The sequence below is a fragment of the Corynebacterium pseudogenitalium genome (genome assembly GCF_024453815.1).
Lineage (GTDB): Bacteria > Actinomycetota > Actinomycetes > Mycobacteriales > Mycobacteriaceae > Corynebacterium > Corynebacterium pseudogenitalium.
Genome location: NZ_CP072934.1, coordinates 2,270,310 through 2,297,097 on the forward strand (window position 1 = coordinate 2,270,310; position 26,788 = coordinate 2,297,097).

General features: G+C 58.8%; 15 protein-coding genes. 7 read left to right on the forward strand and 8 right to left on the reverse strand.

The features are described from left to right. Positions 1 to 110 precede the first annotated feature (110 nt). Together KBP54_RS10745 and KBP54_RS10750 are read left to right on the forward strand one after the other, a co-directional pair. On the forward strand, positions 111 to 311 hold the full coding sequence (locus KBP54_RS10745; RefSeq protein WP_070361681.1) for a hypothetical protein: 201 nt from the start codon (positions 111 to 113) through the stop codon (positions 309 to 311). Next, positions 304 to 1,056: a hypothetical protein gene (locus KBP54_RS10750; protein WP_256005733.1), complete on the forward strand. Its 753-nt coding sequence runs from the start codon at positions 304 to 306 to the stop codon at positions 1,054 to 1,056. Before KBP54_RS10745 ends, KBP54_RS10750 begins: the two co-directional genes overlap by 8 nt. Before the next feature lie 10 nt (positions 1,057 to 1,066). Here KBP54_RS10750 and KBP54_RS10755 read toward each other — a convergent pair whose 3' ends face one another. Then, the gene (locus KBP54_RS10755; RefSeq protein WP_256005734.1) at positions 1,067 to 1,573 is read right to left on the reverse strand and encodes a GNAT family N-acetyltransferase; all 507 of its coding nucleotides are present in this window, start codon (positions 1,571 to 1,573) and stop codon (positions 1,067 to 1,069) included. A 286-nt stretch (positions 1,574 to 1,859) separates the two neighbouring features. Here KBP54_RS10755 and KBP54_RS10760 point away from each other — a divergent pair, with 286 nt between their 5' ends. Next, the gene (locus KBP54_RS10760; protein ID WP_070361678.1) at positions 1,860 to 2,291 is read left to right on the forward strand and encodes a DUF488 domain-containing protein; all 432 of its coding nucleotides are present in this window, start codon (positions 1,860 to 1,862) and stop codon (positions 2,289 to 2,291) included. A 15-nt stretch (positions 2,292 to 2,306) separates the two neighbouring features. On the opposite strand, the gene KBP54_RS10765 is transcribed toward KBP54_RS10760, so the two are convergent. The 3 genes from KBP54_RS10765 to KBP54_RS10775 all read right to left on the reverse strand — a co-directional run bounded on the left by KBP54_RS10765 (position 2,307) and on the right by KBP54_RS10775 (position 6,449). After that, positions 2,307 to 2,795 carry a cupin domain-containing protein gene (locus tag KBP54_RS10765; protein WP_240492765.1) on the reverse strand — a complete coding sequence of 163 codons (489 nt, stop codon included), beginning with the start codon at positions 2,793 to 2,795 and terminating at the stop codon, positions 2,307 to 2,309. Between the two features lie 638 nt (positions 2,796 to 3,433). Beyond that, entirely contained in the window at positions 3,434 to 5,488 is a 2,055-nt protein-coding gene (locus tag KBP54_RS10770; RefSeq protein WP_070361677.1) for a hypothetical protein, read from the reverse strand. Between the two features lie 493 nt (positions 5,489 to 5,981). Then, positions 5,982 to 6,449, reverse strand: coding sequence for a hypothetical protein (locus KBP54_RS10775; protein WP_083290909.1), 468 nt, complete (start codon positions 6,447 to 6,449; stop codon positions 5,982 to 5,984). Positions 6,450 to 6,709: 260 nt separating this feature from the next. Between KBP54_RS10775 and KBP54_RS10780 the strand changes: the two genes are divergently transcribed. Continuing rightward, a complete protein-coding gene (locus KBP54_RS10780; RefSeq protein WP_256005737.1) occupies positions 6,710 to 8,797 on the forward strand; it encodes a GmrSD restriction endonuclease domain-containing protein in 2,088 nt (695 codons plus the stop codon). A 365-nt stretch (positions 8,798 to 9,162) separates the two neighbouring features. On the opposite strand, the gene KBP54_RS10785 is transcribed toward KBP54_RS10780, so the two are convergent. Continuing rightward, a complete protein-coding gene (locus KBP54_RS10785; RefSeq protein ID WP_256005738.1) occupies positions 9,163 to 11,421 on the reverse strand; it encodes a 3'-5' exonuclease in 2,259 nt (752 codons plus the stop codon). Beyond that, positions 11,418 to 17,759: a DEAD/DEAH box helicase gene (locus KBP54_RS10790; RefSeq protein WP_256005740.1), complete on the reverse strand. Its 6,342-nt coding sequence runs from the start codon at positions 17,757 to 17,759 to the stop codon at positions 11,418 to 11,420. The genes KBP54_RS10785 and KBP54_RS10790 overlap by 4 nt, the downstream gene beginning before the upstream one ends. 378 nt (positions 17,760 to 18,137) lie before the next feature. Between KBP54_RS10790 and KBP54_RS10795 the strand changes: the two genes are divergently transcribed. From KBP54_RS10795 to KBP54_RS10800, 3 genes are read left to right on the forward strand one after another with little or no spacing between them, the layout of a single operon-like run. Then, positions 18,138 to 18,692 carry a hypothetical protein gene (locus tag KBP54_RS10795; RefSeq protein WP_256005742.1) on the forward strand — a complete coding sequence of 185 codons (555 nt, stop codon included), beginning with the start codon at positions 18,138 to 18,140 and terminating at the stop codon, positions 18,690 to 18,692. A gap of 3 nt (positions 18,693 to 18,695) precedes the next feature. Continuing rightward, positions 18,696 to 18,959, forward strand: a complete 264-nt coding sequence (locus KBP54_RS11270; protein WP_418904457.1) for an ABC-three component system middle component 6 — start codon at positions 18,696 to 18,698, stop codon at positions 18,957 to 18,959. Beyond that, positions 18,922 to 20,616 carry a DUF2326 domain-containing protein gene (locus KBP54_RS10800; RefSeq protein ID WP_256005743.1) on the forward strand — a complete coding sequence of 565 codons (1,695 nt, stop codon included), beginning with the start codon at positions 18,922 to 18,924 and terminating at the stop codon, positions 20,614 to 20,616. Before KBP54_RS11270 ends, KBP54_RS10800 begins: the two co-directional genes overlap by 38 nt. A gap of 135 nt (positions 20,617 to 20,751) precedes the next feature. On the opposite strand, the gene KBP54_RS10805 is transcribed toward KBP54_RS10800, so the two are convergent. Next, entirely contained in the window at positions 20,752 to 22,290 is a 1,539-nt protein-coding gene (locus tag KBP54_RS10805) for a hypothetical protein (protein WP_256005745.1), read from the reverse strand. A gap of 56 nt (positions 22,291 to 22,346) precedes the next feature. After that, positions 22,347 to 26,783, reverse strand: a complete 4,437-nt coding sequence (locus tag KBP54_RS10810; protein WP_256005746.1) for an Eco57I restriction-modification methylase domain-containing protein — start codon at positions 26,781 to 26,783, stop codon at positions 22,347 to 22,349. Positions 26,784 to 26,788: the final 5 nt, after the last annotated feature.

Consider the following 26,788-nt stretch of genomic DNA (forward strand, 5'->3'; position numbering starts at 1 on the left):
TTGTTCCATATCGTTTGGGGGTGGCAGGATCCGTTTGTCCTTTGCAAAGTTAAGATAAAGGCATATAGTTCATTTTCAATTTTCACTTGCCCTACTCGAAAGGAGCGATCATGACCGCCCCGCTCGTTGAAAATCTGTCGAAAGAAGCTGCACGTCATGAGCTTGCTGAACTCAAAAAGTCGATCGAATCCCTTTCTGGGGACTCGTTCGAAGAGTTTGAAGAGCGTGCGGACAACTACAATCTCACACCCCGTGAATTCGCCGTGTGGGAGCGTGTTTCGGAACTGCGCTGGCTCCTTGGCGATGACTAAAAACGCTGAGCAATTACAGGCCCTGGTCGCCGAGTTCAGCGCAGACCTCGCCGCTACGGTGGAAGCCTTCACCGGACAGCATTTTGAGTTTAGTAGCAAAATAGTTGAGAACGGCAGCATTTCGATCCGCCTAAAGCAGATAGAGGACCGTGTAGGCATCATTCCTCTATCTTGGAACGGGCACGTAATACTCGGATTGCGTCCGACGTTTAAATGCACCTGGGATTCAACTCACAGTTTCTTGGCCGTGGAGAACTCCAGCTTCGCTGTTCACGCTCAAGCAAAATCAAACGACGAACCGCTTTTCAGAGTTGAGTACGACCGCAACAAAAGCAACAGACCGAGTTCGCACTTCCACGTTCACGCGCATCGGGACGAAGTAGCCCACCTTCTAGGCCTAACAAAGAAGTTGGATTCAACGAACGATCAGAAGATAAAGAAATTTACTTCGGAATTCCCTCGACTCTCAAAAATCCATTTCCCTACTGGTGGGCACCGTTTCCGCCCGTCATTGGAAGATGTCTTAGAGAGCCTCCGCCAGGAGTTCAACCTCGATACCGATCTAGGCAGATGGAAAGCGCACCTAAATAAGTCACGCTTGAAATGGCGAAAGATCCAAACAGCAGCCGTTATACGCGACTGTCCTCAAACGGCATACGAGATACTCGTGAATGAGTTCCAAATGCCCGTGCCCGAAAATTGGGAATGCCCGTCGGATAACGACGCCAAAATCGTTCGAGATTGAACGGAAGAGGTTAGAGGGCGGGGCGCCGGTAGATGAACTCGTGGTCGCGGTGATTGCCGACCTTGAAGAAGTACTCGCCAGCCTTGGAGAAGCCGTAGCGGTGATAGAAACGCTGCGCCCCAAAGTTCTGCGACCAGACCCCGAGCCACGCGGTACGCGGACCGATCCAGTCGAGGACGAGCTCAATGAGGGTGGAGCCGAGGCCGGACTGTTGGTGATCGGCAAGGAGGTAGAGGCGTTTGAGCTCGCGGTCTTCGGGGAGGACGTCGGGGTGGGGGAGGCTGCAGGGCCCAGCGAGGGCGTAGCCCACGAGGGCGCCGTTGTCCTCGACGACCCAGGTGGCGTGGTCGGGGTCGGCGAGGAGGATTTTGTGTTTCTGCAGGTCGTAGGCCTCGTTGAGGAAGGCTGCGAGGTCGGCGGGGTCGTAGAGGTGGCCGAAGGTCTGCGTGAACGTGGCGATAGACAGTTCGACGAGGGCTTCGGCGTCGTCGGGCCTGGCGCGGCGGATCGTAGGCATGGGGACAGGATAGGGGAAGGGATAGGCGTCACAAACGGAGTCGGGAATTTGTGAACAGAATTGCAGATGGGAGTAATCCGGGCTTAAGGGACATTAGGGCGCAGCGGAAGACGTTTGGTGGGACAGTGGGGCGTCGATAAGCAAGAGTCCCTGCGGTACCGTGGGCTGCGTGACTGATGCACTTGCACCGAAGCCTGAAGACCTTTCGATCGACGCGCCGTCGGAGCTGCGCGAGCAGGGCTACGACCCGGTGGCTGCGGGCAAGGCTTCGTGATCTAGGAGGATTATGCGAATTTACACACTCGGGTTTTCACACAAGAGCGCGGAGGAGTTCTTCGACATTCTGCGCGAGTCCGGCGTGCGGCGCGTGGTGGATATTCGCCGCTCCAACACGAATCAGCTCGCCGGGTTTACCAAGAAGGACGACCTGCGCTACTTCCTGCGGGTCATCCTGGACATGCCGTACACGCACGAGCTCGCTCTCGCGCCGTCAGCGGATCTGATGCACGCGTATCGGCATGACGAGGTTGGCTTCGATGAGTTTTCGAAGCAGTTGCGCGAGGAGTACGACGCTGGGGAGGTTTCGTCCCTGGACCGCTCGCTTTTTGACGACGCCGTGCTGCTTTGCTCCGAAGCAGACCCCTCCACCTGCCATCGGTTAGTTGCCGCCGAGTACCTCGCCGAAGTTTGGGACGACGTGGAGATCGTGCACCTTTAGGGGCTATGTTTGGGCTTAGCTGTCCTGCTCGCCGTGGCGTTCGCCCGTAAGCATGCTGAGCAGCAAAATGTTGCCCGCCGACAGAGCGTTATCCGGGCAGTACACCGCGTGTGGCACATACGCGCGCAGGTGGACAACTTCTCCCTGCTTGAGCGGGAAACGCTCGCCGCCGCACTCGAACTCGAGGGACCCGTTGAGGCACTGCACGGTGATCGGGTGGGCCGCCTTGTGAGCCGGCAACGTCTGGCCAGGGCAGAAATTGAAGACGATAAGGTTCGCGCCGTCGCCCTGCAGCAGTCGCTTGACCCCTGGCCGCGCGTTGTCTGGCCGCGGAGCAACGGCGTTGATCGTCTGGATGCAGGTGGCGCGGTCGATCGAGCCTGTCGAGTCTGCAGCACCAAACACTTCGGGGCGGTTGACGGGGAGGTCATCTTTTGGCTGAGACATCGTTGATCCAATCTGTGGGGTATCGGGGGTGGTGGTGTCTGGGCGTTTACGCACCATGTTATCGGCTCAGTCCGCAGAGTGTGGCGTACGCAGGATGACTCGTTGGCGGGGCTGACGTTTGGTCAGTGGATGCATCTTCTCCCCAAGCCTCATGCGGGAGAACGCAATGCTCGCGTAATTCTTTGGAATGAGGCGCTTGAACCGAACCTCTCGCCCTATGGCCGAAGCTCCAGTAATCGCAGGCGTTTCCAAAGCCAGGCGCTTGCGGTCAAAGAACTACGCAACCGAGCTACTCATCGACGCCCGCTAGTCAAAATTGAGTCAACACGACCCACCGTAGGTGATGATGGGGCCGAATCGCGCCAACTGCACTGCGATCAACCGGATTCTACGGCGCATGGCGACGACTACGCTCACCCGCCCCAAACCGTGCTCCCCACCGAAGCGATGGGGGGCTCAAGCGAGTTCACCGGGCGGCGGATCGTTGGCCCCGCTATGTTGCATGCCGCGATTATCGACGGCACGCTCGCCCAGTGGGTGCGGAGGCTGGAGGCCTTCTGAAGTAGTTGCCTCCAGCGGAGTCGGGATTTTGTGAACAGAATTGCAGATGGGAGTAATGGGGGTTGAGGCACTACACAGTCGCTGCTCAATTCAGTTCACTAGTATCCCGTTTTCGGTTGGGGCAGGGCAGGGGGTTAGCGGTTCCGGTTCAGGAAGCGCTCCGCGGCACTGCTTCCCTCTACGGCGGTGAAGGCTTTGCCGGGCTCGGAGGAGCACCAGTCGTAAAGGATGGCAGAGGCGGCAGCTAAACCGAAGATCACTGCGGCGACCGTGCCGATACGCTGGACGTTCGGGTCAGAAGCAATCTCCTGGAACCTCCGGTTCGCTTCCTCTAATTGGGCGCGGAGGGCGGCGGAGGGGTCGTCGTTACGCGGAGTGCGACCATTGCGACCGCGATCTGGCGAATCCTGCTGGAACGCTGCCTGAATATCCGCATTGATGCGTGCGAGCTGCTCATTCAGCGCACCGGCGTACGGGCGGGCGAGCTCACCGCCAACCGCCGCGAGCACACCCACCGGCACGAAATAGAACAATGGCGACGCCAACGCGTTAGCGAAGCAGCGCTCGGCAGTCTTGCCAGGCGCGGTCGGGGTCGACGTTGCGGTGACGGTCGGCGTGGGATCCTGCGGGTCCGCCGGAGCAACCGGAGTCGTGGTGACAGTGGTCGTGACGGTCTCCGTGGCCTTTTCGGTCGTTGTGGTGGTCGTCGTAGTGGTCTCGGTTGCTGTGGCCGTTACGGTGGTCGGGGTGGTCTCCTTGGTGGTCACCGTGGTTGTTTCGGTGGTCGGCTCAGGGACCTTCTTCGTAACGGTGGTCGGGGTGATCTCCTTGGTGGTCACCGTGGCGGTTTCGGTGGTCGGCTCAGGGGCCTTCTCCGTCGTCGTCGCGGTCTCAGTCACCGTCGTTGGAGAGCAATCGCAGTCTGCGGTCGTGGTCGCGGTGGTAGTTGCCGTCGTCGTCGCAGTCGTCGTCGCCGTGGTCGTCGCCGTGGTGGTTGCGGTCGTCGTTGCCGTGGTGGTTGCGGTGGTAGTCGCCGTCGTAGTTGCCGTCGTAGTTACGGTGGGCGTTGGCGTCTCGGCAGGCGAGGTCGGGGCTTCCGGCGCTGAGATTTGGGTCTTGGCGGTCTCACGCTTGATTGGGTTCATGATGACGCCGCCGACGTAGCTGCTGTAAATATCCGACGGGTACACCTCCGTCATCGAACAATGACGCTGGTTATCGTATACGGGCTGCTCGATGACTACGCGGCTACCGCTAGGAAGGAACACCTGCCCAAGCGTTTTGTTCAGGTCGGCGCGATTGAGGTTCAAACCCCAGTCGTAAGTTTGCTGCCAAGTCGTGTTTTTATACTGCTCATTGCGCTTCTCCAACGTTCTCGGGTCTGTCAACCGTCCCTCAGCGTCGAACTCACCAGCTTTGCCGGTGACCTTCTTGCCGTCGGCGTCAAAAATGGTAATGGTGGCGTCGCCAAGCTGAACATTGGCTGGGTCGATGACGCCGAGGAAAAGCTCGGTAAGCCAGGCGCCGTATTCACCAGCGTGGAGTTCGTATTCCGTCTTGGCAATCCAGGTGCACTTGCCGTCAACTTCCTGAGGCGAAACAGTACGCTTACCCGGGACAGCGTCGAAAGAGAACTCCGGATTAATCAGCGCTTGGGCAGCGCCAGAAAACGTCAAAGTCTCACCCGCGGGAGCATCTTTCGTTGCTTTGACGGGGACGGTGATCTGGAAGTTGCCTTTCTCGCCCATAGCGCCACGAAGGTCTACTTCGTACGACCCTGACGGGAGTTGATTAAACGCCAGAGTGCCCAAGGACTGGCCATTGATGTTTACTGCCGCTTGGTCGGCAAGCTCGATGCCGTCTGGCAGCGTTACCTCAACAGTGAAGCCTAAAATGTTGGATTGACCAGGTTGAGCAGCTGCGTCCCCAGCAGGAAACGGCGCCTCCGCTGTTCCCGAAATCGTTATATTAAACGTGTCACCAGCTTTGACCTCGTCCGCCTTATCCGTTTCGACCTTCACGTCCACAGCCGGAATCTTCGCCGCGTCTGTCACATCGGGGCTCGGCTGCATGCCTGCAGTGTCTTGCTTCTCCACATACGCGCCCGCCACCGGGCCACCCACCGCAGTAATTGACCCGCACGCAATAGCGATGGCACCACACAGCGCAACCAGTTTCTTCCGGTTCATTTTCTATTTCTCCACAAATCTGCACAACGCCGAACACAGGCGACTTACACGGATAACAATAACCCTTTGCAGACGGTTTTAATAGAGCTTTAATTATCGACGCCTCTCCGCACCCCGGGTGCCCAGTGCGCTCCGCATGCTACTTCGGTCTCGTCGACCAATGCTGGTCACGGAGTTTTCGGCCCATTCTGAGTATCTGGGCCGATTTCGCGGTTCGGCGATCGGCGAATCGGAGACATGAGGGCAGAAGGGGATTAGGCAGTGGGTGGGGGATGTGCTTCACGCACGGAGTCGGGAATTCGTGAACAGAATTGCAGATGGAGAGCGACGGGAATGGGGAGATAAAAGATGGCCCCGATTGCTCGGGGCCAGAGCCTATTTGCCTTGCAGCTCGAGGTACTCGCCATAGACAAGGATGCCTCGCGGACTCGAGACAGTCCGCAAGCTCTACGAACTCTCGTGTCCGCGTGGCTGTCTCTAAAGCTGGTTTCTTCTAGGAATGAAAGTTCCGATATGAAGGTTCGACCCGGAAAGAACGCCCGTCTTTCCGGCGCTGCAATAGATCTGCGATCGTGTCCACATCGTTCGGCCGCATACCAAGTTCTTTACATTTAGCGCGAACTTGCTCAACCGTTACAGGTTTCCACCTATCAGGACGATTCATCATGTCCGCTTTTAGCTTGTCTACTTCATTCCATTTCAACCCGCTGGAGTAACCGGCTGCCATCCTTGCAACGTACTCCAGAATGCGATCAATCCCATTAGGCAGAGGCTCAGCATGAGTCGTTTCTTCTTCGTCTGGTACGTAGGGCGTTGTTCGATCATGAAGTAGCAAGATGGGCTGATTGTCCTCAATCCACTCTTGGGTTTCCTCTGTGTTCCACTCGATCACAACGAGCGCATCTGCATCGATACCCCACAAGTCATTCAGGTGCTTACGATCAGGCCACGCAAACAGCACTCGTCCTCGCTTCTACAGAGAAGCCTTTGCACCACCGGCCTTCCGGACTCGGGGTTTGTGGCAAAGGGTGTTCTACTGTGGCGATCGGCTTTCCATCCTGAGCCGGAAACTCTAACGAGGTTTTCCCGAAGTTCGGAGCCTTTTTCAGGTGCAGTTTCGTCACTCGAACACATCAGCGCAATCGCATGCAGAGGTGTCAGAAGTGCGCGATACTCTAAAAAGGTATCAATTCTTTCACGTCACTCTAGAAAGGTCTCTCCATGGCCTCCATCTTCCGCACTGTCCCGTGGGACGTGCAGCAACTTGTCAATGATGTTCACTCTGGAAGGATTCAACTTCCAGATCTCCAGAGGCCATTTGTCTGGCCCACGTCGAAGGTTCGTGACCTTTTTGATTCGATGTACCGCGGCTACCCAGTAGGCGAGCTTATGTTTTGGGACGTTGCTGCCGACGGTGAGTCTCGATCAATTTCAGGTGACGCGAATTTCATCGGCCAGCACCAAATTATCGACGGCCAGCAGCGCTTGACCAGTCTTTATGCCGCAATAAAAGGCTTTCCTGTCCGGGACGTTAACTATAACGAGAAGCGGATCCGTATTGCGTTCAATCCATTTAGTGAGAAGTTTGAGGTTCGTACACCACCTATTGCCAAATCCCCGGAGTGGGTCGAAGACATTTCGACCTATTTCGCCAGCTCCTACAAGGCAAGAAAAGCATTCTTCAAGAGGTATGAAGAATCCGGCGGAACTCTCAGCGATGAAGAAGAAGAGGCAGTTCATGATGTCTTTAGCAAACTGTCTGGGCTAGAGAAATACCGGTTCAACGTCGTTCACCTTCAGAGCGAGGCCGACAAGCGCCTCGTTGCTGACGTCTTCGTTCGCATCAACTCAGAAGGAGTTCGACTGAAGGCATACGACTACATTCTGACGTGGCTCAGCGTCTTTTGGCCTGAAGGCCGTGAACAAATCGAGGAGTTTTCACGCAACTCCCGTATGTCCCCAGCTCATGCGAGCTCCGCACTGGGGAAAGAAATTCAGTGGACGGCTCACAACCCCTATATTGACGTTGAGAACGGCCACCTTGTTCGTGCAATGGTTGCTGTCGGGCAGCGACGAGGCCGACTGCAAGATGCGTACGCCGCTCTTCAAGCAAAGGATCGTCACACCGGCCGCGTGAACTCTGAGCGTCAAGAACGCGAACTAGGGCTCCTCAAGGACGCTCTACCGGTCGTCGTGGATCACACGAACTGGACGGAATTCATTCGTTCGATTCAGGCCGCTGGATTCCGAACCAACCGGAACGTCACCTCGCACATGAACATCATCTACTCTTACGTGATCTTCTTGCTTGGACGCAATGATTTTGACGTCGAGCTCGCTCGCCTTCGCGCACTGGTTGCCCGCTGGCTCTTCATGTCGCAACTCACCGCCCGCTACACGGGCTCATCGGAATCCCAAATCCAGAAGGACCTCGACCAGATTGCTGCGCTGGACAAGGGCGACGCGGATGGCTTCGAAGAGCTGCTTAACCGTACGATTAGCACTCAACTCACCGAAGACTACTGGCGTTTCAATCTGCCTCAGAACTTGGTTACTTCCGGCGCTGCCCTATCACCGCATTACCAGTGCTACCTCGCTGCGCTGAACATCCTGGATGCCAAGATGTTCATGCTCAACGAGCGCGTCCGTGATTGGATGGATCCCAATCAGCCCGCGGCTAAGGGCACCGAAGGCCACCATCTGTTTCCACGCAAATACCTGGAAAAGGTTTTGGGGATTACGGACTTCAAGCGCATCAACCAGGTGGCTAACTTCGCTCCCACTGATTGGGCTACCAACATCCATATTTCGGATCGCGCCCCGAAGGACTATTGGCAAGAACTCGTCGAGAAGCGCGCGCCAGACGAGGAATGGCTGAAACAACAGATGTACTGGCATGCCATTCCAGAAGGTTGGGAAAACATGTCCTACGACGAGTTCCTTTCCAACCGCCGTAGCCTCATTGCCCAGGTTATCCGTGATGCTTTCGCCCACATCACAGCTGGCTCTGCACCGGTGATTTCTACGTCTGACGTTGAAGAACGTTCCGGGTCTAGAACCCTGCAGGAGTTCTTTGAGGCCGGACTGCTGAAACCTGGCGACCTTCTCGATCCGGTTGATCCAGATTGGATTGTTGATGCCGTCATTAATGAGGACGGCCACCTTGTCATCGATGGCGTCAATATTTTTGACTCACTGGATGAAGCCACGCACTCCCTCGGCGTAACGAACCTCAAGGGCGAAGAGTTCTGGGCCTTAGAAGATGGCGATGACTTGGTTCCGCTTTCCAAATTATCTGCTAGTTCATAGGAGGTTTTCTTCCTACTCGATTTCCGCAACGGGGTGGAGTGTTAGAAAGCAAAGTTGATGGCTCCTTCCACACCCCCACAAATGGCAACGGCAATGGATGTCGGCATCCTGTTCCCACCTCTACAAGCAGGCTCCTTCGGAAAAATCCGTGCTCAGCCACGGACTGGCGGGATGCGTGGAAGCGTTTGTCCCGTTTCTGCAGTTCCCGCTAGCAGCGAAAAAGGTAGCACCCTCGCCCAGTGGGTGCGGAGGCTGGAGGCGTTCTGAGGTGGGGTGGGGAAGTGCTTCGCGCGCGGAGTCGGGATTTTGTGAACAGAATTGCGGGTGGGAGTAATCCGAAGCCGCCCGGGAATTACAGCCGACTTCTACACCTCCGGCAGCAGGTCGGAGGGCTCGCCGTGGGTGGTGACGAGGAGAGCGTCGCGGGCGCGGGAGGCGGCGACGTAGAGGAGGGAGCGCTCCTGTTGGAGGGCGTGTGCCACTTCGGCTTCGGCGAGTCCGCGGAGGCGGAAGCGCTGGGGGAGAATGTTGCGGCCGACGCCCATCAGGACGACGTGGGTGAACTCCATGCCTTTGGCGCCGTGCATGGTCATGACGGAGACCTGTTCGTGGGCGGCGGTGTCGGCGTTTTTGGTTTGGATGGCTTCGATGCCGTGGTCGCGAAGTCCGGAGAGGATGCGGGGAATCTGGCCGCGTGTGCGGCACATGACGCCGATACGGGCGTTGGGGTCCTCCTCCAGCCAGGTGCCGATGAAGTGGGCGGCGGCGTCGAACTCCTCGGTGGGGTCGGTGCAGCGCACGAGCGTCGGTTCGGGGCCGGAGCGTGCGGAGCGGTAGCCGAAGGTGTTGTCGGTTTCGCCTTCGCCGTCGATGTAGGCGTTCTCGGAGCCGTCGAGGATGCGGAGGGCGTAGTCGAGGTTTTCGCGGGTGGTGCGGTAGTTGAGGGTGAGGCGTCGAGAAGCGCGGCCGCGAGTGGAGATGCCGAAGCGGCTCAGCACGAGGGGATGGCCGTAAATGCGCTGGTGGGAATCTTCGGCGAGGAAGATGTCGTTGGGGCCGGGGGCGACGCTGGCGCGCAGGAAGTGCCAGTGTCCGGCGTTGAAGTCCTGGGCCTCGTCGACGACGACGTGGTCGAAGATCGGGCCGCGCATGGTGAGGACGGCGGCGCCGATGGCGGACATGGTGGGCCAGAGGAGTTTGCCGTCGATAGCTTGGGTTTGCAGGACGGACTCGAGCAGCGGCCAGACCAGCTTGCGCTGCTTGCGGTTGAGCGGGGTGCCGCGGCCGGTGCGGGCGACGCGGAGGTACTCGGCCTGGGTGGTGATGCCGTGGGCAAGCACGATGGTTTCGTACTCGGCGGCGAGGAAGGTCTGGTTCGCGATCTCGGTGGGCAGGGCGTCGTCGGCGTCGAACAGGACGCTGTCCCACACGCTTTGGGCCTGGGCGTCGGTGTAGGGTTTGACGGCCTTCGCGGCGACGCCGAGGACGCTGCGGGTGGCGTGTTCGATTTCGGCGGTGGTGGCGTCGAGAAGAATTTTGCGCACGATGGCGTCGATGTTCTCGATGTAGAGGCCCGGCGCGCCTGGTGAGGTGGCTTCGGGGAAGGTGGGGTTGAGGATGGTCATTTGGGATTTGAGGCCGTCGGCGAGGCCGCGCGTGTAGGTGGTGAGGAGGATGCGGGCCTGCGGGCGGGTGGTGATGAGGTTGTTGGCGCGGTGCAGCGCGACGACGGTTTTGCCGGTGCCGGCGCCGCCGAAGACGCGGGCGGAGCCTTTGTAGTCGCCTTTGGCCATGCGGCGCTGTTCGGGGTGGATGAAGGTGCGCCACTTGTCGAAGTCGCCGGTTTCGATGACGTTGCGCAGGGCGTCGGTGTCGCCGTCGCCGATGTAGGCGAACTCGAGGGCGGCGGCGGTTTGTTTGAGGCCGGCGATGACGCGGGAATCGTCGGTGGGGTCGGGGGCGTCGGCTGGGGAGGTGACGTAGAGGTCGAGTTGGTCGCGGACTTCGTCGACGCTGAACCCGGCGAGCAGGCCGGTCATGGCCTCGTTTTCCCAGGCGGGGCGGGTGGCGAGGAGGGGGTCGAGGTCGGCGTCGGTGGCTAGGTCGAGGACCTGTTGGGTGAAGTGCGGGTCGATGCCGAGGTCGGTGTAGAGGGAGTCCGGGGTGTAGCCGTGGGCGGCGAGGGCGTCGCCGGGGCGCGAGGCCGCGGCAGGCGGAGCCGAAGGGGCAGCAACAGCAGAAGCATCGACCGAAGCAGCAGGCTCCGAGGCCGGCCCTGTCTCCTGGATGAGCGTGGTAATGCCGTTGATGGGGTTGACGTCCAGGCGCAGTTTGGCAGGGTCGAGGCGGCGGGCTTTGGAGATGCCTTCGTCGTGGGAGTCGACGTCGACGAGGACGAAGTGGTGGGTGGTGGCGTCGCGAAGTTCGAAGAGGACGGCGCGGAACTGTTTGTTGATGCGCCCGGTGCGCACGCGCTTGTCCACCGCGTTATTGATCGTCTTGATGTTGAGCGACGGGTTGGTGGGGTCCTTCATGAGCTTCTGGCCGAAGTCGAACACTTGGGACTTGAGGCTGCCGTCGACGTTGAGCTTTTCGTAGTAGCTGATGGTGACGGGGATGCTCATGGCATGACCTTTCTCATTGCGTCGTCAGTGATGGTTTCTGGGGTGAGCACGGTCCACCCGGCGCGCCGGAGGGCGGCTTCGGCGGGGGATTCGGCGTCGGCGGCGTCGTAGAGGACCACGACGTGCCGCTCGGGCCATTGCACCACAGTCATGAGGCCTTCGAGTTCCTCGCCGACCAGGATGTTGGTGGAGGCGCCGGCGGCGGCGAGTTTCTGCAGGGCTTCGGTGACGGCACCTTCGCCTTCGAATTCTTCGATGGCTTCGACCCACTCGGGTGCGACCTCGTCAGCGGCAGGCTTGTCGACGCCCACCTCCGGGAGCGCGGGCACGCTGGCGCTGGTGGATTCGCTGGTGGTGACGGTGACGGGCTCGTCGGAGAGGTAGAGCAGGTTGGAAAAGCGCAGGTAGTCGTTCCAGAGTTCGGTAGGGATGCTGTGGCCGGTCACGTCGATGTTGAGCGTGGTGGGCAGCAGCCGGTTGCCGATTTGCTCGAAGGTGAGCTCAATGTCGTTGAGGTAGCGCAACACATTCCCGTCAGGGGCATCAACGGTGCTGAACATCCTGGCCAAGAGCAGCACGGTAAGACCCTCCCCGTAGGAGGCGAACGCTTTGTCGCGTGGGTTGTCCAGGTAGTGCAGCAGCTGGGTAAGTGGGGAGGAGACGATGGTCTCCATGGCCTGCGAGTCCAGGGCCGGCAGGGCGCCGCCTTGGGCCATACCGCGGGGGTCGCGCCAGGCGGGTGGTTCCGCGGTGCCTTTGGTTTCGGCGTCGAACCAGTTGAGGTCCTGGTGGGTGATGGTCCACGGCAGGTAGCGCTCGGTGGCGAGGCGGGCGCGTTTGTCCATGTCGCTGGCGAAGCGGAACACGTCGGGGGAGGCGTGGTAGGCGTAGCCGTCGGTAAAGAGGGCGACGCTGCGCACCTGGCGGTTGCTGCGGTGGCGGAAGAGGAAGTCGGGCCTGGTGTAGCCGAAGTCCTCCTGCTCGTTCATCACCCACTGCTCCCCGGAGGGGAAACGGATGTGCCACTCCATGCTGGTGGCGGTGGGCCGCTGGGTGATCTCCGCGTTGCGGTCCTCCAGCGCCTGGCGCAGGGTTTCACGAAAGCGGATTTCCAGCTGGCTGCCCTGGTCGATCGTGGGGGCTTCGCGCTGTGGGTCCCAGGTGACCGAGGCCGGGTCCGTTGCCGGGTCGGGGTGGTCCTGGTCGGCGAGGATGGACAGCAGCGCACGCTGCGCGGCGGCGCGCGAGGTGACCTCGATTTGCTGCGGGCGAGCGTACGGCAGTAGGCACTGCGGGCAGGCTAGGCGCTCATCGGCCGCGCAGGTGCAGGACACGACACGCTCGTACGCACGCAGCAGCAGGTTGCGCACCGATTCCGGGTCCGCGAACTGGGAGAGATAGCCGGTGCCGCCTGGCACGTTATCGTGCAGCATCAGCGCTTCGACTGCGCCACCGCTTTCCTTCGGCACCTTCACCGGGGTGACGTTCAGGTGGTCCGGATCCCCGCCGAGTACCTCCTTGAACCCGAGGCGGATCGCCGCCGCCAGCGACGGGATCGTGGTGTTATCGCCCGCGCTGAAGCGCTCCGGGATGTGCAGCAGCACGCCCTGGGTGCGAAGCGTGCGGGCGAGCGCCACGCTCATGACGTCCTCGTCGAGCTCGTTGCGCTGCGGGCACCACGGCCTGTGGTCCCACTTCGAGTTCTCCCCACGCGCCGAATCCAAGTGACCACAGTGCTTACACACCGTAAACAGCGGCGCCTGGATCTCCCGGCCAGCAAACATACGCGGCACCGCGTGCCCGTTACCCAGGTTGAACCAGCTCAAGTCCACCACACGCAAGTATTCGGCACCGAAGCCGCCGGAAAGGTACCACGCCCCGCCCTGACCGTGCTCGGGCACGGAGAAGCTCATCGTCGAATGGAACCAGGTACTCACGCGGTGCTCACTGCGCCCGTCAATCGTGGCCTGGCTACGGTCCACAGAGGCGGACACCTTCCGCAGGTGCACCGCATCAATGCACTGACCGTTATCCGCAAATGCCGCGGAGTGGCACACCGGGCACGCGCCGGGCTCACGCGCGTCCGCTGGCTCGGCGTAGGAGCACGCGGGGCACAGCCGCCACGCGGTGACGTCGGAGGCGTCGTCGCCTAGCTCGACGGAGTCGATGCGCGCGGCGATACCCCGGGCGTAGAACGTCGCGCCGGGAGCGAATTCCTGCAGGGCAGAAGCTACGCCGCGGGTGAGCTCGAAGGGTTCGGGCTCCAGCTCGAGGGTGGAGGGGTTCAGCGTGCTCACGGAGACGGACAGTTCCACAGAATCGTCGAGGAGGGCGAAGTTGGGCAGCAGCCCGTAGCGCTCCATGGCGGAGACCCAGTGCTCGTCGAGTGCGAGCTCCTTCAGGTCGCGTCGCACGCGGCGCAGGGCGGACTTCACGGCGCGCAGTTCGCGCTCAAGGTCCTCATCCTTGTGGCGTTCGTCCTGGTTGGACGCGTTGAGCTTCTCGAGTTCCTTCCAGCGGGCATCGAGGACGCGCTCGCGTTCCTGGTAGACGCGCACGTGCTGCTCCCAGCGCTGTTGCGCGCGCTTCAAGTCCCCCGCCATGGAGTCAGGCCCGCCACCGAGCGCCCAGTTGCGGGCGTGCTCGAGCGTCTGCTTATCGACGTGCTCCGCGTCCAAGGTGCCCAAGAACTCTTCCACCCACGCGCCAGTGTCGTGGGCGTCGTGCTGGTGTTCCACGAGGACGTCGACAAGCGGGGCGGGGCGTGCCTTCGGGGAGAATACCGAGGTGGCCTGGCGCAGTTGGATGCCCAAGACGTCGAAATCGATGGAGTCGATGATGTAGGCGGTGATCTGCCGGTGCAGGATCTCCGTGGCGGACAGGAACGCGGCGGGTGGCTCGACGCTGCCCGCGATGACGGAGAGCGGCTGGTTCAGCTTCGGCAGCGACGCCCCGCGCCCACGCACGAAGGCCAGCACCAGCGAGTTACCGGTGAGGCGCCCGGCGCGGCCGACGCGCTGCACGTAGTTGGCCACGCTGTTCGGCAGGGAGGAGAGCATGACGGTGGACAGGTCACCGATATCGATACCCATCTCGAGCGTCGGGGTGGCCACCAGCACGTTCGGGGCATCCGGGGCCGGGGTGCCGCTGGCGAGGTCCCCGCGGAAGGTGCGCTCCAGGGCAAGGCGCTCGTCCTTGGGGATGAGGCCCGTGTGTTCAGCGGCGACGACGGAGCGCACCTGCTTCGAGGTGTACAGGGTGCGGTAGTAGTTGGCGGGCACCGCGCTTTGCTCGAAGGCGCCGGGGCAGCCTTGGGTGGTGCACGCCATGCCGGTAAGCAGCGTGCGGGTGGTCGCGGCGAGCGCCATGTGCGCGTTGCACACGTTGCACTCCAGCACGTGCGGCTGCGCCTCTTGCGTGAGGATGATCTGCTCAGGCTCAAGCGCGTACATGATGCCACCACTTTGGGTCTGGATGGCCGTGAGCACGTCGCGGTTGGCCAACTCGCGGAAGAGCGTGGTCAAGACGGTGGCGGCATCGTGAGGCGTAATGCCCAGGACCTTCTCCGTCCACTGTGCGTAGCGTCCGCGTGGGCTGCCGAGCGGGGTGATGCCGCGGTCTTTGTCGTCGATCTTCTTCCCGGAGCGCGGGAACTCCGGCGCTCCGCCGCGCGGGAAGGAGGGCACGCCGCGGGATTTGGCGTTTCGGTTGTTCACGAACCAGGCGTTGCCGTCATTGGTGAGGTACTGCTTGAGCCACGGGTGGTTGATGGCGCCGCGTTCCCGGACTTGCTCGAGCAGCCCGCGCAGCCACTGCATCCGCAAACGCTTGTCCTGCATGGCGGTGGTGGGGCTGGCCACGGCATCCAGTGCCACTTTGCCTGCGGATTCCAGCACGGCGTCTGGCACGTCCACCGCCACGGACAGCGCGCCCGTCTGGGCGAGGGAGCGCGGCAGGTCCGCGCGCTGCCCGAACTCGAGGGCGACGTCAAAGGCGATGCGCTCGAGCGCGCTCGTGCGGGAGGCTCGCCTGCTTTGCGGGTCTGCGTCCGGGTCCCAGAAGGCGCGGAAGTTCGGGGTGTGCGCGATTTCGGCGGGGAGTAGCTCGTAGCGGGCACGGTACTTCTCCCCGGAGGCGTCGGCGGCCTCCACCATGCGGCGTGGCACGTCCGCCAGCGAGAGCACCTCATCGCCCACGGCGTTGTACATGAACGTACGCAGGCCGAAGGCGTGGGAGCGCGACTGCACGAACCCGGCGCGGTGCGCCGCGTCCTGCACCGTATCCGCGAACACGAGGGTCTTCTTCTCCCGGCTCTCCAGGTCCGCCATGCCGAAAAGGTTCGACAGTCCCACGGAGAGCAGCGTTGCCACGGCGGAGCCGATGTAGCGGATGGAGTCCGCCTCCCCGCAGGAGGGGCAGGTTTGTGCCTGGGCGAGCTCGTCCGCTTCGAGGCCTGCGAAGGTGAGCACCGGTACGGACAGGCCGTCCGCGAGCGCTTCTTCGGAGGGTTGAGTGCGGCTCAACTCGCGGGTGCCGGTGTGCAGCCACATGAGCGCGCGGGCGTCCGAGCCGCTGCCGCCAGTGGTGAAGTCGGTGCCCCGCTTCTGCGCCTGGTGGTATTCATTCGTGGCGTCCAGCAGCGCGCGTTGCCTGCTGCGATCCTCGATTGACCCGGCGCGGATCTTGGCCACGTCGAAAACGGGGGAGTCCGTGCCTGGTTCCAGGGACGTCATCCACCCTGCGCGCCCGCACTTGCGGCAGTAGCAGGCAGGCAGCCACACGGCGGAGTCCCCGGTTTCTTCCACTGCGCCGTCGTCTGACCAGCGGAAGATGTGACCGTCCTCAACTGGGGTGACGGCGCGGTCCACGCGGGAGACTTCACGAACCCACAGGTGGGTTTCCACGCCGGGCAGGCGCTTGCCTTCGAAGCCGTAGGCGTCCCCTGCGAGTGCGCGCAGGTAGGACACCACGGTGAGCGCATGGGTGGTGAACTCCGCCGCGGTCTCCTCCCCAACGGCGCGCACAAGGTACTGGTCTTGGCTGTCGAGCACCTGGTGCGGTAGCGTGCCCTGCGCGCTGCCTTCGCGTTGCGTGAGTGGGATCGCGTGCGCGGAGGCCTCCAGCACCGACTTGGTCAGCGGGTGCGCGGCGAAGGCGGCGATGGTGGCATCCAGGTTGTCCGCGCAGTGCAGGAGTTCGCTGCGGAATACGTCCAGGCAGGTTGCTGCGTACTCTTCGCCTGCTTCCACGCGCGCCGCCACCTTCTCGACGACCCCACGAATCACATCCGCATCCACTTGCACGAACGCGTCCGTCCGGGCCTGCCCATAGGCCTGCGCGATCTCTTCACACCACTGCCCGTAGGAGAGCACTGTCTCCCCGACAAGCGCGTCCTCGCTGAAGGTCTCGCCGAAGATCGTCTTTGCGAACCCCAGCACCTTGTGTGCCTCATCCTCCCCGCCCAGCGTCGCGGAGGTAGCCACCGGCGTGACCTGCCCGAGCGGGCGCGCGGCGGCCTCCGGGGAGAGGAACCCCGCCGGTTGGTGCTTCTTCAACTGGAGACCAAGCCTGCGCAGCAGGAGCGCGACGTCGGTACCTTGGGCGCCGTCGTACGTATGGAACTCGTCGAGCACGATGTATTGCAGGCTGGTGGCGGAGTTGCGCCAGATTTCCCTGTCTGCCGGGCGGAGCAGCAGCTGGTCCAACATTTTGTAGTTCGTCAACAGGATGTCTGGTGGGTCCTGTTGGATCTGTTGGCGCGACGTGATGAGGGACTTCTTGGACACCTTGGTCACGTTGCTTCCGGCTTGCTCACCGGTGTAGATGCCAGCCGTCACCCCCGCGAGCGCGGTCTCCTCAGTGAGCAGCGTTGCAAGGCGGTTCGCCTGGTCGTTCGCCAGCGCGTTCATGGGGTAGAGCAGCAGCGCTTTCACACCGCGTTGCCCCTGCGCGCGCATGCGCCGCGCGTGGTCCAGCACGGGGTAGAGGAAAGCTTCCGTTTTACCGGAGCCGGTACCCGTGATCACCAGTGTCGGTTCTGGACGACGCTGTCCGCCTTCGTCGAGGGAGCGGAGCCGACGAAATGCCTGCGCCTGGTGGTGGTAGGGCTTGAACCAGTCCGGCAGCCACCCGAGTAGCTCTTCCCACCCGGTTGCCCGCGCATACGGCAGGCGTGTGCGCACGTATGGCCCGTGGAACATGCCTTGCTTGGAGTCTTCGAGGAACGCTTTGAGCGCCGCCGACGTGTCTTGACTGGCCAGCGAGAATGTGGTGGCCAGGTACTCACTGACGCCTTCAAGCACATGGTTGGAGGCGTGAACGGGGATCAACGTGGACATGCGGGCTCCCTGGTGACGTATTCGTGGTGAATGTTACACACCGCCATTAGATTAGTCATTGAGAGCGTGCAGTTGGCCGGGCCATTCGCATCTTGTTTCGCTAAAAATGGAATCGATCACAAGTCTATGCATGTAATATACGAGCATCCCCCGTCGATTTCACGGCCAGGGAAACAGGTATCTCCTTTAAAGAATGGAAGTCAATGCTCGAAACTATCTCCCTTGTGCTGAGTTGTATAGCATCCGCCCTAGCTATTGCCAGCACTTGCCAAGTCAATTCTCTCAAGAAGCAGATCAAACAAGGCAGTAATAGCACAGCGTTTTCGGACATCAAGATGAAAAATTCCGGGGCGAATTCATCCCAGAGCGTAGGCAACCATGCTGAGCACTAATGGTAGAATCAGTGCGAAAAACTCAGGGAATAATTCGACACAGCATTTTGGCGACGTTATCCACTACGCCGTCCGAGAGCCTCAAAAGCTTCAGAAAACCCATATCTACAAATTGCTCAAACTATATTCGGACGCCAACGACGAATCGGAGACGTTTGACCTCACCAATCTCCCCGCCGAACTAGAGGAAAAGTTGTCGTTTAACAACGTCACAAGTCACAGGCGACTTTTTAGAAGCCTGGCTCATGAATTTCAATTAGTTGACCAAGTACTAGGTGATATTGAAAATTCTGAAACAATCATCAAATCGCTAGAACGAAAATACTGTTTGCTATTGCCTTCAGATCCCAAATGGCGAGAAACCCCGGGAGCCGCCGACAAAATACTAAAAGAACTCGCGGAGCACATTCAAGAGACAGTTCAAAACGACCCTCGCTTCGACACACTTGACATAGAGGTTGAGACAGTTGAAATGTTTTGTACGGCGCTCGTTGAAGTTGGGGTATCGAAATGTAAGGTTCTAGAAGTTCCAGGTGCGTAAACGATGATCATATTAGACCGAAACGCACGTCCAAAGAATACCGTATTCTATAAGGCCACTGAACTTCTGCGGGCCATCACAAAGCATGGAGCTATAGATTCACTTGACTTGTTCAAAGCTACAAAAAATGAACACCAGTCGCTCCATATTCAGTACCATACTTACTTATTCGCTCTTGACTTTCTATACTTGAACAGCTTGATTTATTTGGACGAATTTGGCCTCTTACATGTACATCAAAACATTTCGGATAATAGCGACGGATAACGACACCGATATACGCACAGTTGCATTTCGCCAAGGTATTAATCTCGTCGTTGACAACGAACAATCCGACAAGCACAACAAAGTTGGAAAAACTACGTTCCTTCGCTGTCTCGATATATTGCTAGGCGCCAAGGACAAGAAAACTATCCACCATGACCACCAGCTTCAGCAGGAAAACTCCGAGCTTAAAAATCTAATCAATGACTCTCGAATTGCGATCGAAGGAGTTTTTACACCGGATCTTTCTATCCCGGATCATGAGGACGAATTAACCTGTAAAGTTGACTTGTTTGAACGTGGCGGTCGTTACATCAACGGCTCTCGATACAGCTACGAAAACTATGTTCAAGAACTAAATCGAATTTTCTTTGCACATGGTACAGCTAAACCGACATTTCGGATGCTGATCAAGTCCTTTATACGAATTTCAGCCCGCAGTGATGATCCAGGGTTTTTGAAGAATCTTGAATCTACAAGTCTCGCATTTTACCACTCAATCTACGATGTATTGCTCGGTCTCGGCGCTCATTCACACAAAACTCAATCTGGTGATACTGAAAAGAAGCTAAACGCCCTGAAGAAGGCCCACAAAACATTCCTAGAGCTTCGGGATACTGATGAAATAAATACAAAGAAATCGGAGCTCGAAGCATCGATTGAATCACTCGATACCCTCGAACAAAAACTCGAGGCACTGACAGATCTACCGGCCTTTCGTAAATTCAAAGATGCGCAAGCCGAACTATATGGCCAATTCTCCCGTGCGTACGAAAGGCGAAACGAGCTCGAATATGAACTAGCAATGATTGATCTTAGTATCCAAGAAATAGAGCAAGAACGTGATCTACAGGCTGAGATCGATATCCAGAGCAAATTCTATGCTGAGGTCGCCGAACTAGTCCCGCACTTGGATAAGACTTTCAAGCAAATGCTCAGCTTCAACCAACGCCTAATAGAAAATAAACTTAAATACTTCTCCGATCTGAAATCCGATACACATGAACAGCTGCTAGCCACGCAGAATGAAATTGGAGAATTAGTCGGCAACCACGAGGTACTGAATGATCCTGCTTTGGATGAATTCCGGGAGTTAAACCATGCAATAACAGAACTGACCTTGAGAATTGGCGAGCTCCAAGAGTTTGTCAATACCGCCGAACAGTTCGAGGAAGAGATTACGTCATTGGAGGCTGAACTAGAGCAACACAAAAAAACGATCGAAGCGAGCAAGCACCAAGCGAAACAACGCATCGCGTCTTTCAACTACTTCTTCAGCGAGTTTTCTGAAGAAATTAATCAGGAACATCCAGTGCTCAAATACTATCATGATATAGACCATTTCCCATTGGAGATAGTACTACCGAATGGAGCCAGCAGCGGTTCCCGCAAGTCATTAATGGCTGCCTACGATCTTGCTTACCAAGAATTTGCAAAATCGAACAACATTATTGCCCCACGCTTTTTCATTCATGATGTCGTTGAAAACATCGAGGGCGCCGATCTCCGTCACATAATCGATATTTGTGAAGACACTGAAGCTCAAATGATCGTAGCCGTGTTGCACGAAAAACTAGCATCCGCAGGCCTGACAGAGCAGGAGATAAAGGATTACACCATCCTCAATCTATCCACTGACAGCAAGCTCTTCTGTGATTAGTAGGCTCTGTTCAGACCGCAGGCCTAATGAAGGCCTCGGCAATGCAACTGCAACGTAATCCACTAGTTTGCATCTTTGCACGAGAGGACCCTAGGCAAGTGCTGATCTGTGCCGACAGAGTCAACTTTCCTTCTTCTAATCAAGCCACATCGGAGCGCTGAATCCCGGTTTGGAAAACTCAGCGCGCGCATAGAAACCGCATTCAAAAGTTCCTGGCTCGGCGCCGGTGATAAACCGCCCGACCCACGGGCCTGTAGGCGTGAAACCATGTTCTAGACCGGACTCGACTGCACTCGCGAGCTTAGAGTATAAATCGAAGTTTGTATCATCCATAATTCCGCCTAGATTTATTTCGTTATCCCAAATATTTCTATCCTCTCCGCCGATATATCCCGTGCTTACTCTCCTTCTATGATGATCCGATTCAAAGTATAAATAGGCTGGCCGGGGTCGATTAGCGTATTTGTTTTTCCTGAGTAGCGACTCACCCGTGTTCCAGTTGAGTTTTCTGAATCCATGGAGACTTGCGAACGGGTCAGATTTCTTTGTTAATCCATACGGGTCATTGGAAAGCAGAGTGAATTCAAATCGAGGTGCTTTCGATGGACTCACTTTCTGCATCTCGAGGGGCTCAGTTTCCAACACCCACCATTGCTCAACGCCTTCCCGGATTCCGCCTTGTCGATCAGATGCAGCTGCGATGATATTTATGAATTCCCACCATTCAACATCGATAAACTTTCGCGTAACAGGCGGAAATTGAGCCTGGCGAGTTGTCGTGCCTTTAGTTACTTCGAAAAGCTTATTCGACATATCAACTGCTACTCGCACATCGAGCCTTTGCAGTTTCACCGGCCCTGACTTCGGGCCCGGGATTGGTTCGGGAGGGTCACTGCTCTCAATCACCCAAGGCCGAGACGCAGAAACCCGGTTCAAGACATCCTCGAAACCATCCTTTAGAGACTCATATACTTCGATGACGTCTCGTGGCTGAAACAGCGCAGTAGCAAGTGCTTCTTCTACTGCGTAATCAGTGTTCGCACTACTCACGCCTTGTTTCTCTAGCTTCCGCTGAATTCGTCTGGTCCTGTTGCTCCAGTCCCCGGGCCATCCTTCAGCACGTACTTTCTCGATTACCTGTAAAGCGACGTTGAACAACTCAGATTTCTCAAAAATTATTGAGAGCCTTTTAGCCGCTTCATTAATACAATTCCCGTCGAACCATGGCTCTTTTGAAAGCTCAGCGTAAACCTCATCACTTACTGAGACTGCCAAAGCATAGAATCTTGTCGCTTCATCTAGAACCCCCGGTTCAGAACGGCGTTTGTACAGGAAGTGAGCGAACTCAATTATTCCAAGGTGCAGGCGAAATAAGTTTTCAGATTCTGCCAAAAGAGCAAGTCGGAGGGTGAACAGTTTCACGACACATTCAAAGTTGTCGGAAAATCTAGCCATCCCGCTCGCGATACCTTTTATTTCAGTTTCGACGGTATAGTCTTCGCCACCTTTTGGCATGTAAATGGTGGTCTCGCCATACCCATTCTGCAATGACTCAGGCGAAAATTCAGTTAGGTATGCGATGATCTCCTCGCGGTCTGTTTCGCAAAGATACTCTTCCCACCAAAGATCAAGTGAGTGAAGTTGGAAAACTGGTGGGCATTCGATCATGTTCATCCTTCGTGTCGCAATAGCACAATTCGTATATGCACTTTATTTCAAACTGAGTCAGGCTACGATTCCTTTGCTCGCACTCTTTGATGCTCCCACTGGTCGTAGGTGAGGAACGGGTACTCAAACGTATACTCCACCTGCGATTGTGGGTGCGTCCAAGTGCGCTCTTGCTCGGTGAGTTGGGCGTCACCCTTGCACTTTTCGTGTTCCTTGACGACCTCCTTCGGTACTCTGCGACCGTTCGTGTCGTAAAGGTCTTCCTGGTCATACCGGTGCATGACGGGGAACTGGGTGCGGTAGATCATCTCAAGCTCGTCCTCGCTGACCCCGAGGCTTTCTGCGACAATTCTGTCAATCTCCCACTGTGCTCGCCGCCTCTCAAGGGCGTTGCGGATCGGCGTGTCTACCGTCCACTTCTCACCAGTGATCTCTTCCCAGAGTGGTGCGTACGCTTCGGTCAGGCAGTTGAGGCGGAGGTAGATGCGAATGAGGCTCTCCACATTCTTCACCTCATTTGGCCTGACCAAGTGTTCTATTGCAGGTCCATATAAATTGGCGATACCACTAACCCGAATTTGAAAATCAGATAGTAACGACGACAACACAGCTGCCGTCGTCACCGTTGCTCGGTTGTCTCCTGGTTTTGCCGCTGAACAGACACCATGAATGTGAGCTGTGCCCGGGGGGAAAATCGTTGGGTACAAAGTTCGGTAGCCTGTGGTCGCTGCCATTGCGCGCCAGGCAACTCGGTAGAAGCCCCTCGCAGATTGCCGTTCACCCTTGACTTCCCACTGCGTGTAGTCGGAGTCGTAGGTTGGCTTCTTCTCTCGATCTGGCTGGTAGGCAGTAGCGGGAGTGAAATCGCTTGGCAACGCCTCCAGATCAATCTCGGACCAATCCTGATTGTTCTTCAGCGTTGGGTTCGGTTGCTTATTCATCGGCGTCGAAACACCGATATGCGGCCCTTGAATAATGACGTTGTCCCAGGAATCAGGATGCGCCCAGCCGGTGTCAAAATAGCCTTTCTTCTTATCACCAGTTTCATGCCAGCCGTTCGAGAACTGCAAACCAAGCTCACCGATTCGTGGCTGCGCTGCGAGCTTCTCCAACACCTTTACTGCCTCGGTGTTCACGGTGTACACCATGCGTGATTCAAGCGGGTCGGCTTCCGAGTCGCCCAAGATCGAGGCCCACAGCTTAAGTGCGTCGAGATTAACGTGCTGAATACGGTCCTTGTGAGGCCGCTGGTCCCAGTTGTAGTTGTCGTCCTTCAAGCCAGGTAATGGGCCCTCACCGTTGTGTTGCAGTGACTCTTCGACGGTTCGCGGGTGGTAAAGGTGCGCTGCCTGGATAAAGTCGGCAGTTTCCTGCTCAGGTCCATAAGCGTGTACGCCATAGGAAACGAGGTGGTGCACGTCGAAAAGTGAAAGCTCATTAATAAACTGCCAGTGCCTCCGCAACCGCAGGTACGCGCCCCGGCGTAGGGGAGCGGCCTTCTTCTCGGTGAAGTGAGACTCTGGGTGGATGAGCGACACCACGCCTCGCTTCGAAGCATTGGACCAAGTGCGCTCCATGAACGCGCGGTAGAGGTCCGGCTGCTGGTTGGCCAGGTGCGGGTAGTCGGACACGTTGCCGAGCACATTCGCGGTGGCAACGATATCGCCGGTGCCCTTGAATACGATGTCGCGCATGCGGGCGTCGTCGTTCCAGTGGGCGCGGCGTTCGTTCTTCACGGCCTGCGTCGGCTTGTGGGCGAGGGAGAACCACGGGTCCAGCTCCGAGTAGAGCCCGTCCAGGTCGCCACGGGGACGCACCCACGGCGGGTTACCCACCTGCAGGTCGAAGCCACCCTCGGCGAAGACGGCGGCGAAGTCCAGGTCCCAGTGGAAGAAACCCTGCTCATCGGCAACGTCGCGAACGGTAGCGATCCACGGGTGGGCGCTCAGAATGCGCTCCATGGACAGAGCGCCGGACAGGCCGAGGTCGGTGGTTTCCAGCTCGTGCAACTCGTCCCAGTTGGTGGCGCGGCCAACGACCATCTGGGCCTCGTCGCGGGATTCGGCCTCTTTGCCCAGGATGTCCTGCAGGGTGTCTAGCCACTCGTCCCAATCGGGAAGCTCGGTGTCCAGTGCCTCATTGAGTGGCCAGAACTTCAGGGCGTTCCAGGCGTCCATCACCAGCCGGAGACGCCGGTAGGCGCCTTCCTCGTTGTGGAGGAGTTCGCGCTCGATCTGCTCGCGTGTGACCACGCCGGTGGCGGGTTCGGGGTTGCGGCCCCACAGGTCGATGTCGCGGCGGATTTGTGATTCCGCAATCTGCATCTTGGCAAGGGCTACGGACCACAGGAATTCAACGCGTTGAGCAAGGTTCAACAAGCGTTTGATTTGCGGGTTTGTCGGCTTGACCACCATGGACCTACGCCACGCCTTCAACGCCTTCTGCTCTTCGGCGGCGAGCTTCTTCAGGTCCTTCGCGTCCGCCGCGGCACCCCAGCTCTCAGAGGGGAGGAGGAAGTGATGGATGCGGCCCGGCGCGTACTCCCGGCGCGGCCCGGCCTTCAGCCACGCCTTCTTGTTCAGCTGCTCCTTGCTAAAGGTGGCGCGCAATGCGCCGACCAGGGAGTTTCCGCGCCGCAGGTGCAGGCCGAACCATGGGGCCTTCAGGCCAGCTGTCATGGTGTCCAGCCAGAGGGAAATCTCGGCAAGCTCCACGGCGGTGGGGTTAAGATCCACGCCATACACGCGGTGCAGCGCCAGGTAGGCCTTCACTTTTTGCAATTCGACGGCGCGCTCTTCCGCGGGAACGCGCTCGCCGAGTTCTTGTTCTTTCAGGTCCAGGTAGCACTCCGCAAGCTGGCGGACGGCTTCGACGGCGAAGGCGCCGGAGCCCATCGCGGGTTCGCAGATGCTCAGCGTGAGCACGTCATCTGCGCAGCTGATGCGGCCTTCCTCCTGCAGCACCTCGACTGCTTGGGAGACGCTGAACTCCGTGAGCACCTGCGGGGTGTAGAAGGACGCGGAGCGTTCACGGTCGCGGCTGGACTGGCGGTACACAAAGGAGCCGCGCGGGTACCTGCGGCGGCGCTTGAACACACCACCGGCGGGGTCTTCGACGTCTTCCATCACAAAGCTGTCCTCGGGGACCTCACTGCTACGAGAGACAGGGATCACCCAGGAGCCCTTCTCAGCGTTGCCCTTCGGGGCGACCTCATAGAGGTCTTCCTGCGCGATGAACCCGTGGTAGGACATCAACCCCTCATACACCTGGCCCAACTCGGTGACACCGAGCGTTGCGTAGGAGATGAACCCGCGGTCCTTCCCGGCCGCCTCACGGGAGAGCAACAGGTTGCGCAGCACGTGCGTGAGCGCCTCGTTGGACAGGGCAGTGCGGTCAATCAGCGCGGTGGCCTCCGGCTTGAACAGGTCCGCGTCCAGGTTGCGGAACGTCAGGCCGTGGTTCTGCGCATCCTCATCCGCGTCCGCTGCCGCAAACGGGTCGTGCCCGTGGTTGACCTGGTCAAACAGCACCTGCAGGGACTCGTAGAGGTGCGTGCCGTGGCGCGCCTGCTCGGTGACCGGCGGCGTTAGAATCTGGTCCCGCAGCCGGTCCAGGCCGTAGCCCGCCACGTACTCAGGACTGCCCGTGGGCAAAATACCCAACTCGGGTGAGGCCTCCGCGAACAACAAAAAGAGAATGCGGTACAAGTACCGGAGTGCCTGGCGGGCGAGCTCGTTGCCGTCGACATCCTCAAGCGTAAGGCCCTGCGCCTGGCGGCGCTGCAGCACATCATTGCCAATCAACTCAATCGACTCACGCACCGCATCACGCAAATCACCAGACACCTTCACCGCATGCTGGCGCGACTCCTCCAGCGTATCCGTCCACCACGTCGTACCATCCGCAGCGCGCTCAATATCCTCGCGCGCCAACATCACCGCGGCACGCGCCAGCTCACCCGACTTCGTCGTGTCATTGCGCTCCACCACCAGCTGCAGATCCACAGCCAAATAGCGGCCCAGCGGCCACAACTCACGCTCCGCGAGCACCACCCAGTTCCCGGCGATGATCACGATGAAGGCCGGAGGGGCGTCGCTAAGAAAAATATCCCCCACAACCTTGCTGGCCTGCGCAACCTCCTCAACACTGTCCACCGGGTCAGCCTCAAGCACCACCAAGGTGCCCGCATGGCCAACCCAGCCGACGAACTCCACCGGCTCCCCCGCACGCACAAAAGTGAGCTCCTGCGGCTCCCCATAGCCGAAGGCCTCACGGATCAACGCCGACGTCGGCGCGCCCTGCGCAAACGCCGACTGCAACGCGCCACGCACACGCTTCAAACGCTCCACAGGCGTCTGCGATAGCGACGCCTCCTTCGCCCACTGATTCGTCCGCGCCTTCACACGCTTCGTAAACGACTCGCCCTTCGACTCGTCCGTAGTGAGGTAGTAATCACTGATCCACTCCTCAACATTGACAATCGAATCAAACACAGCCATGGAAC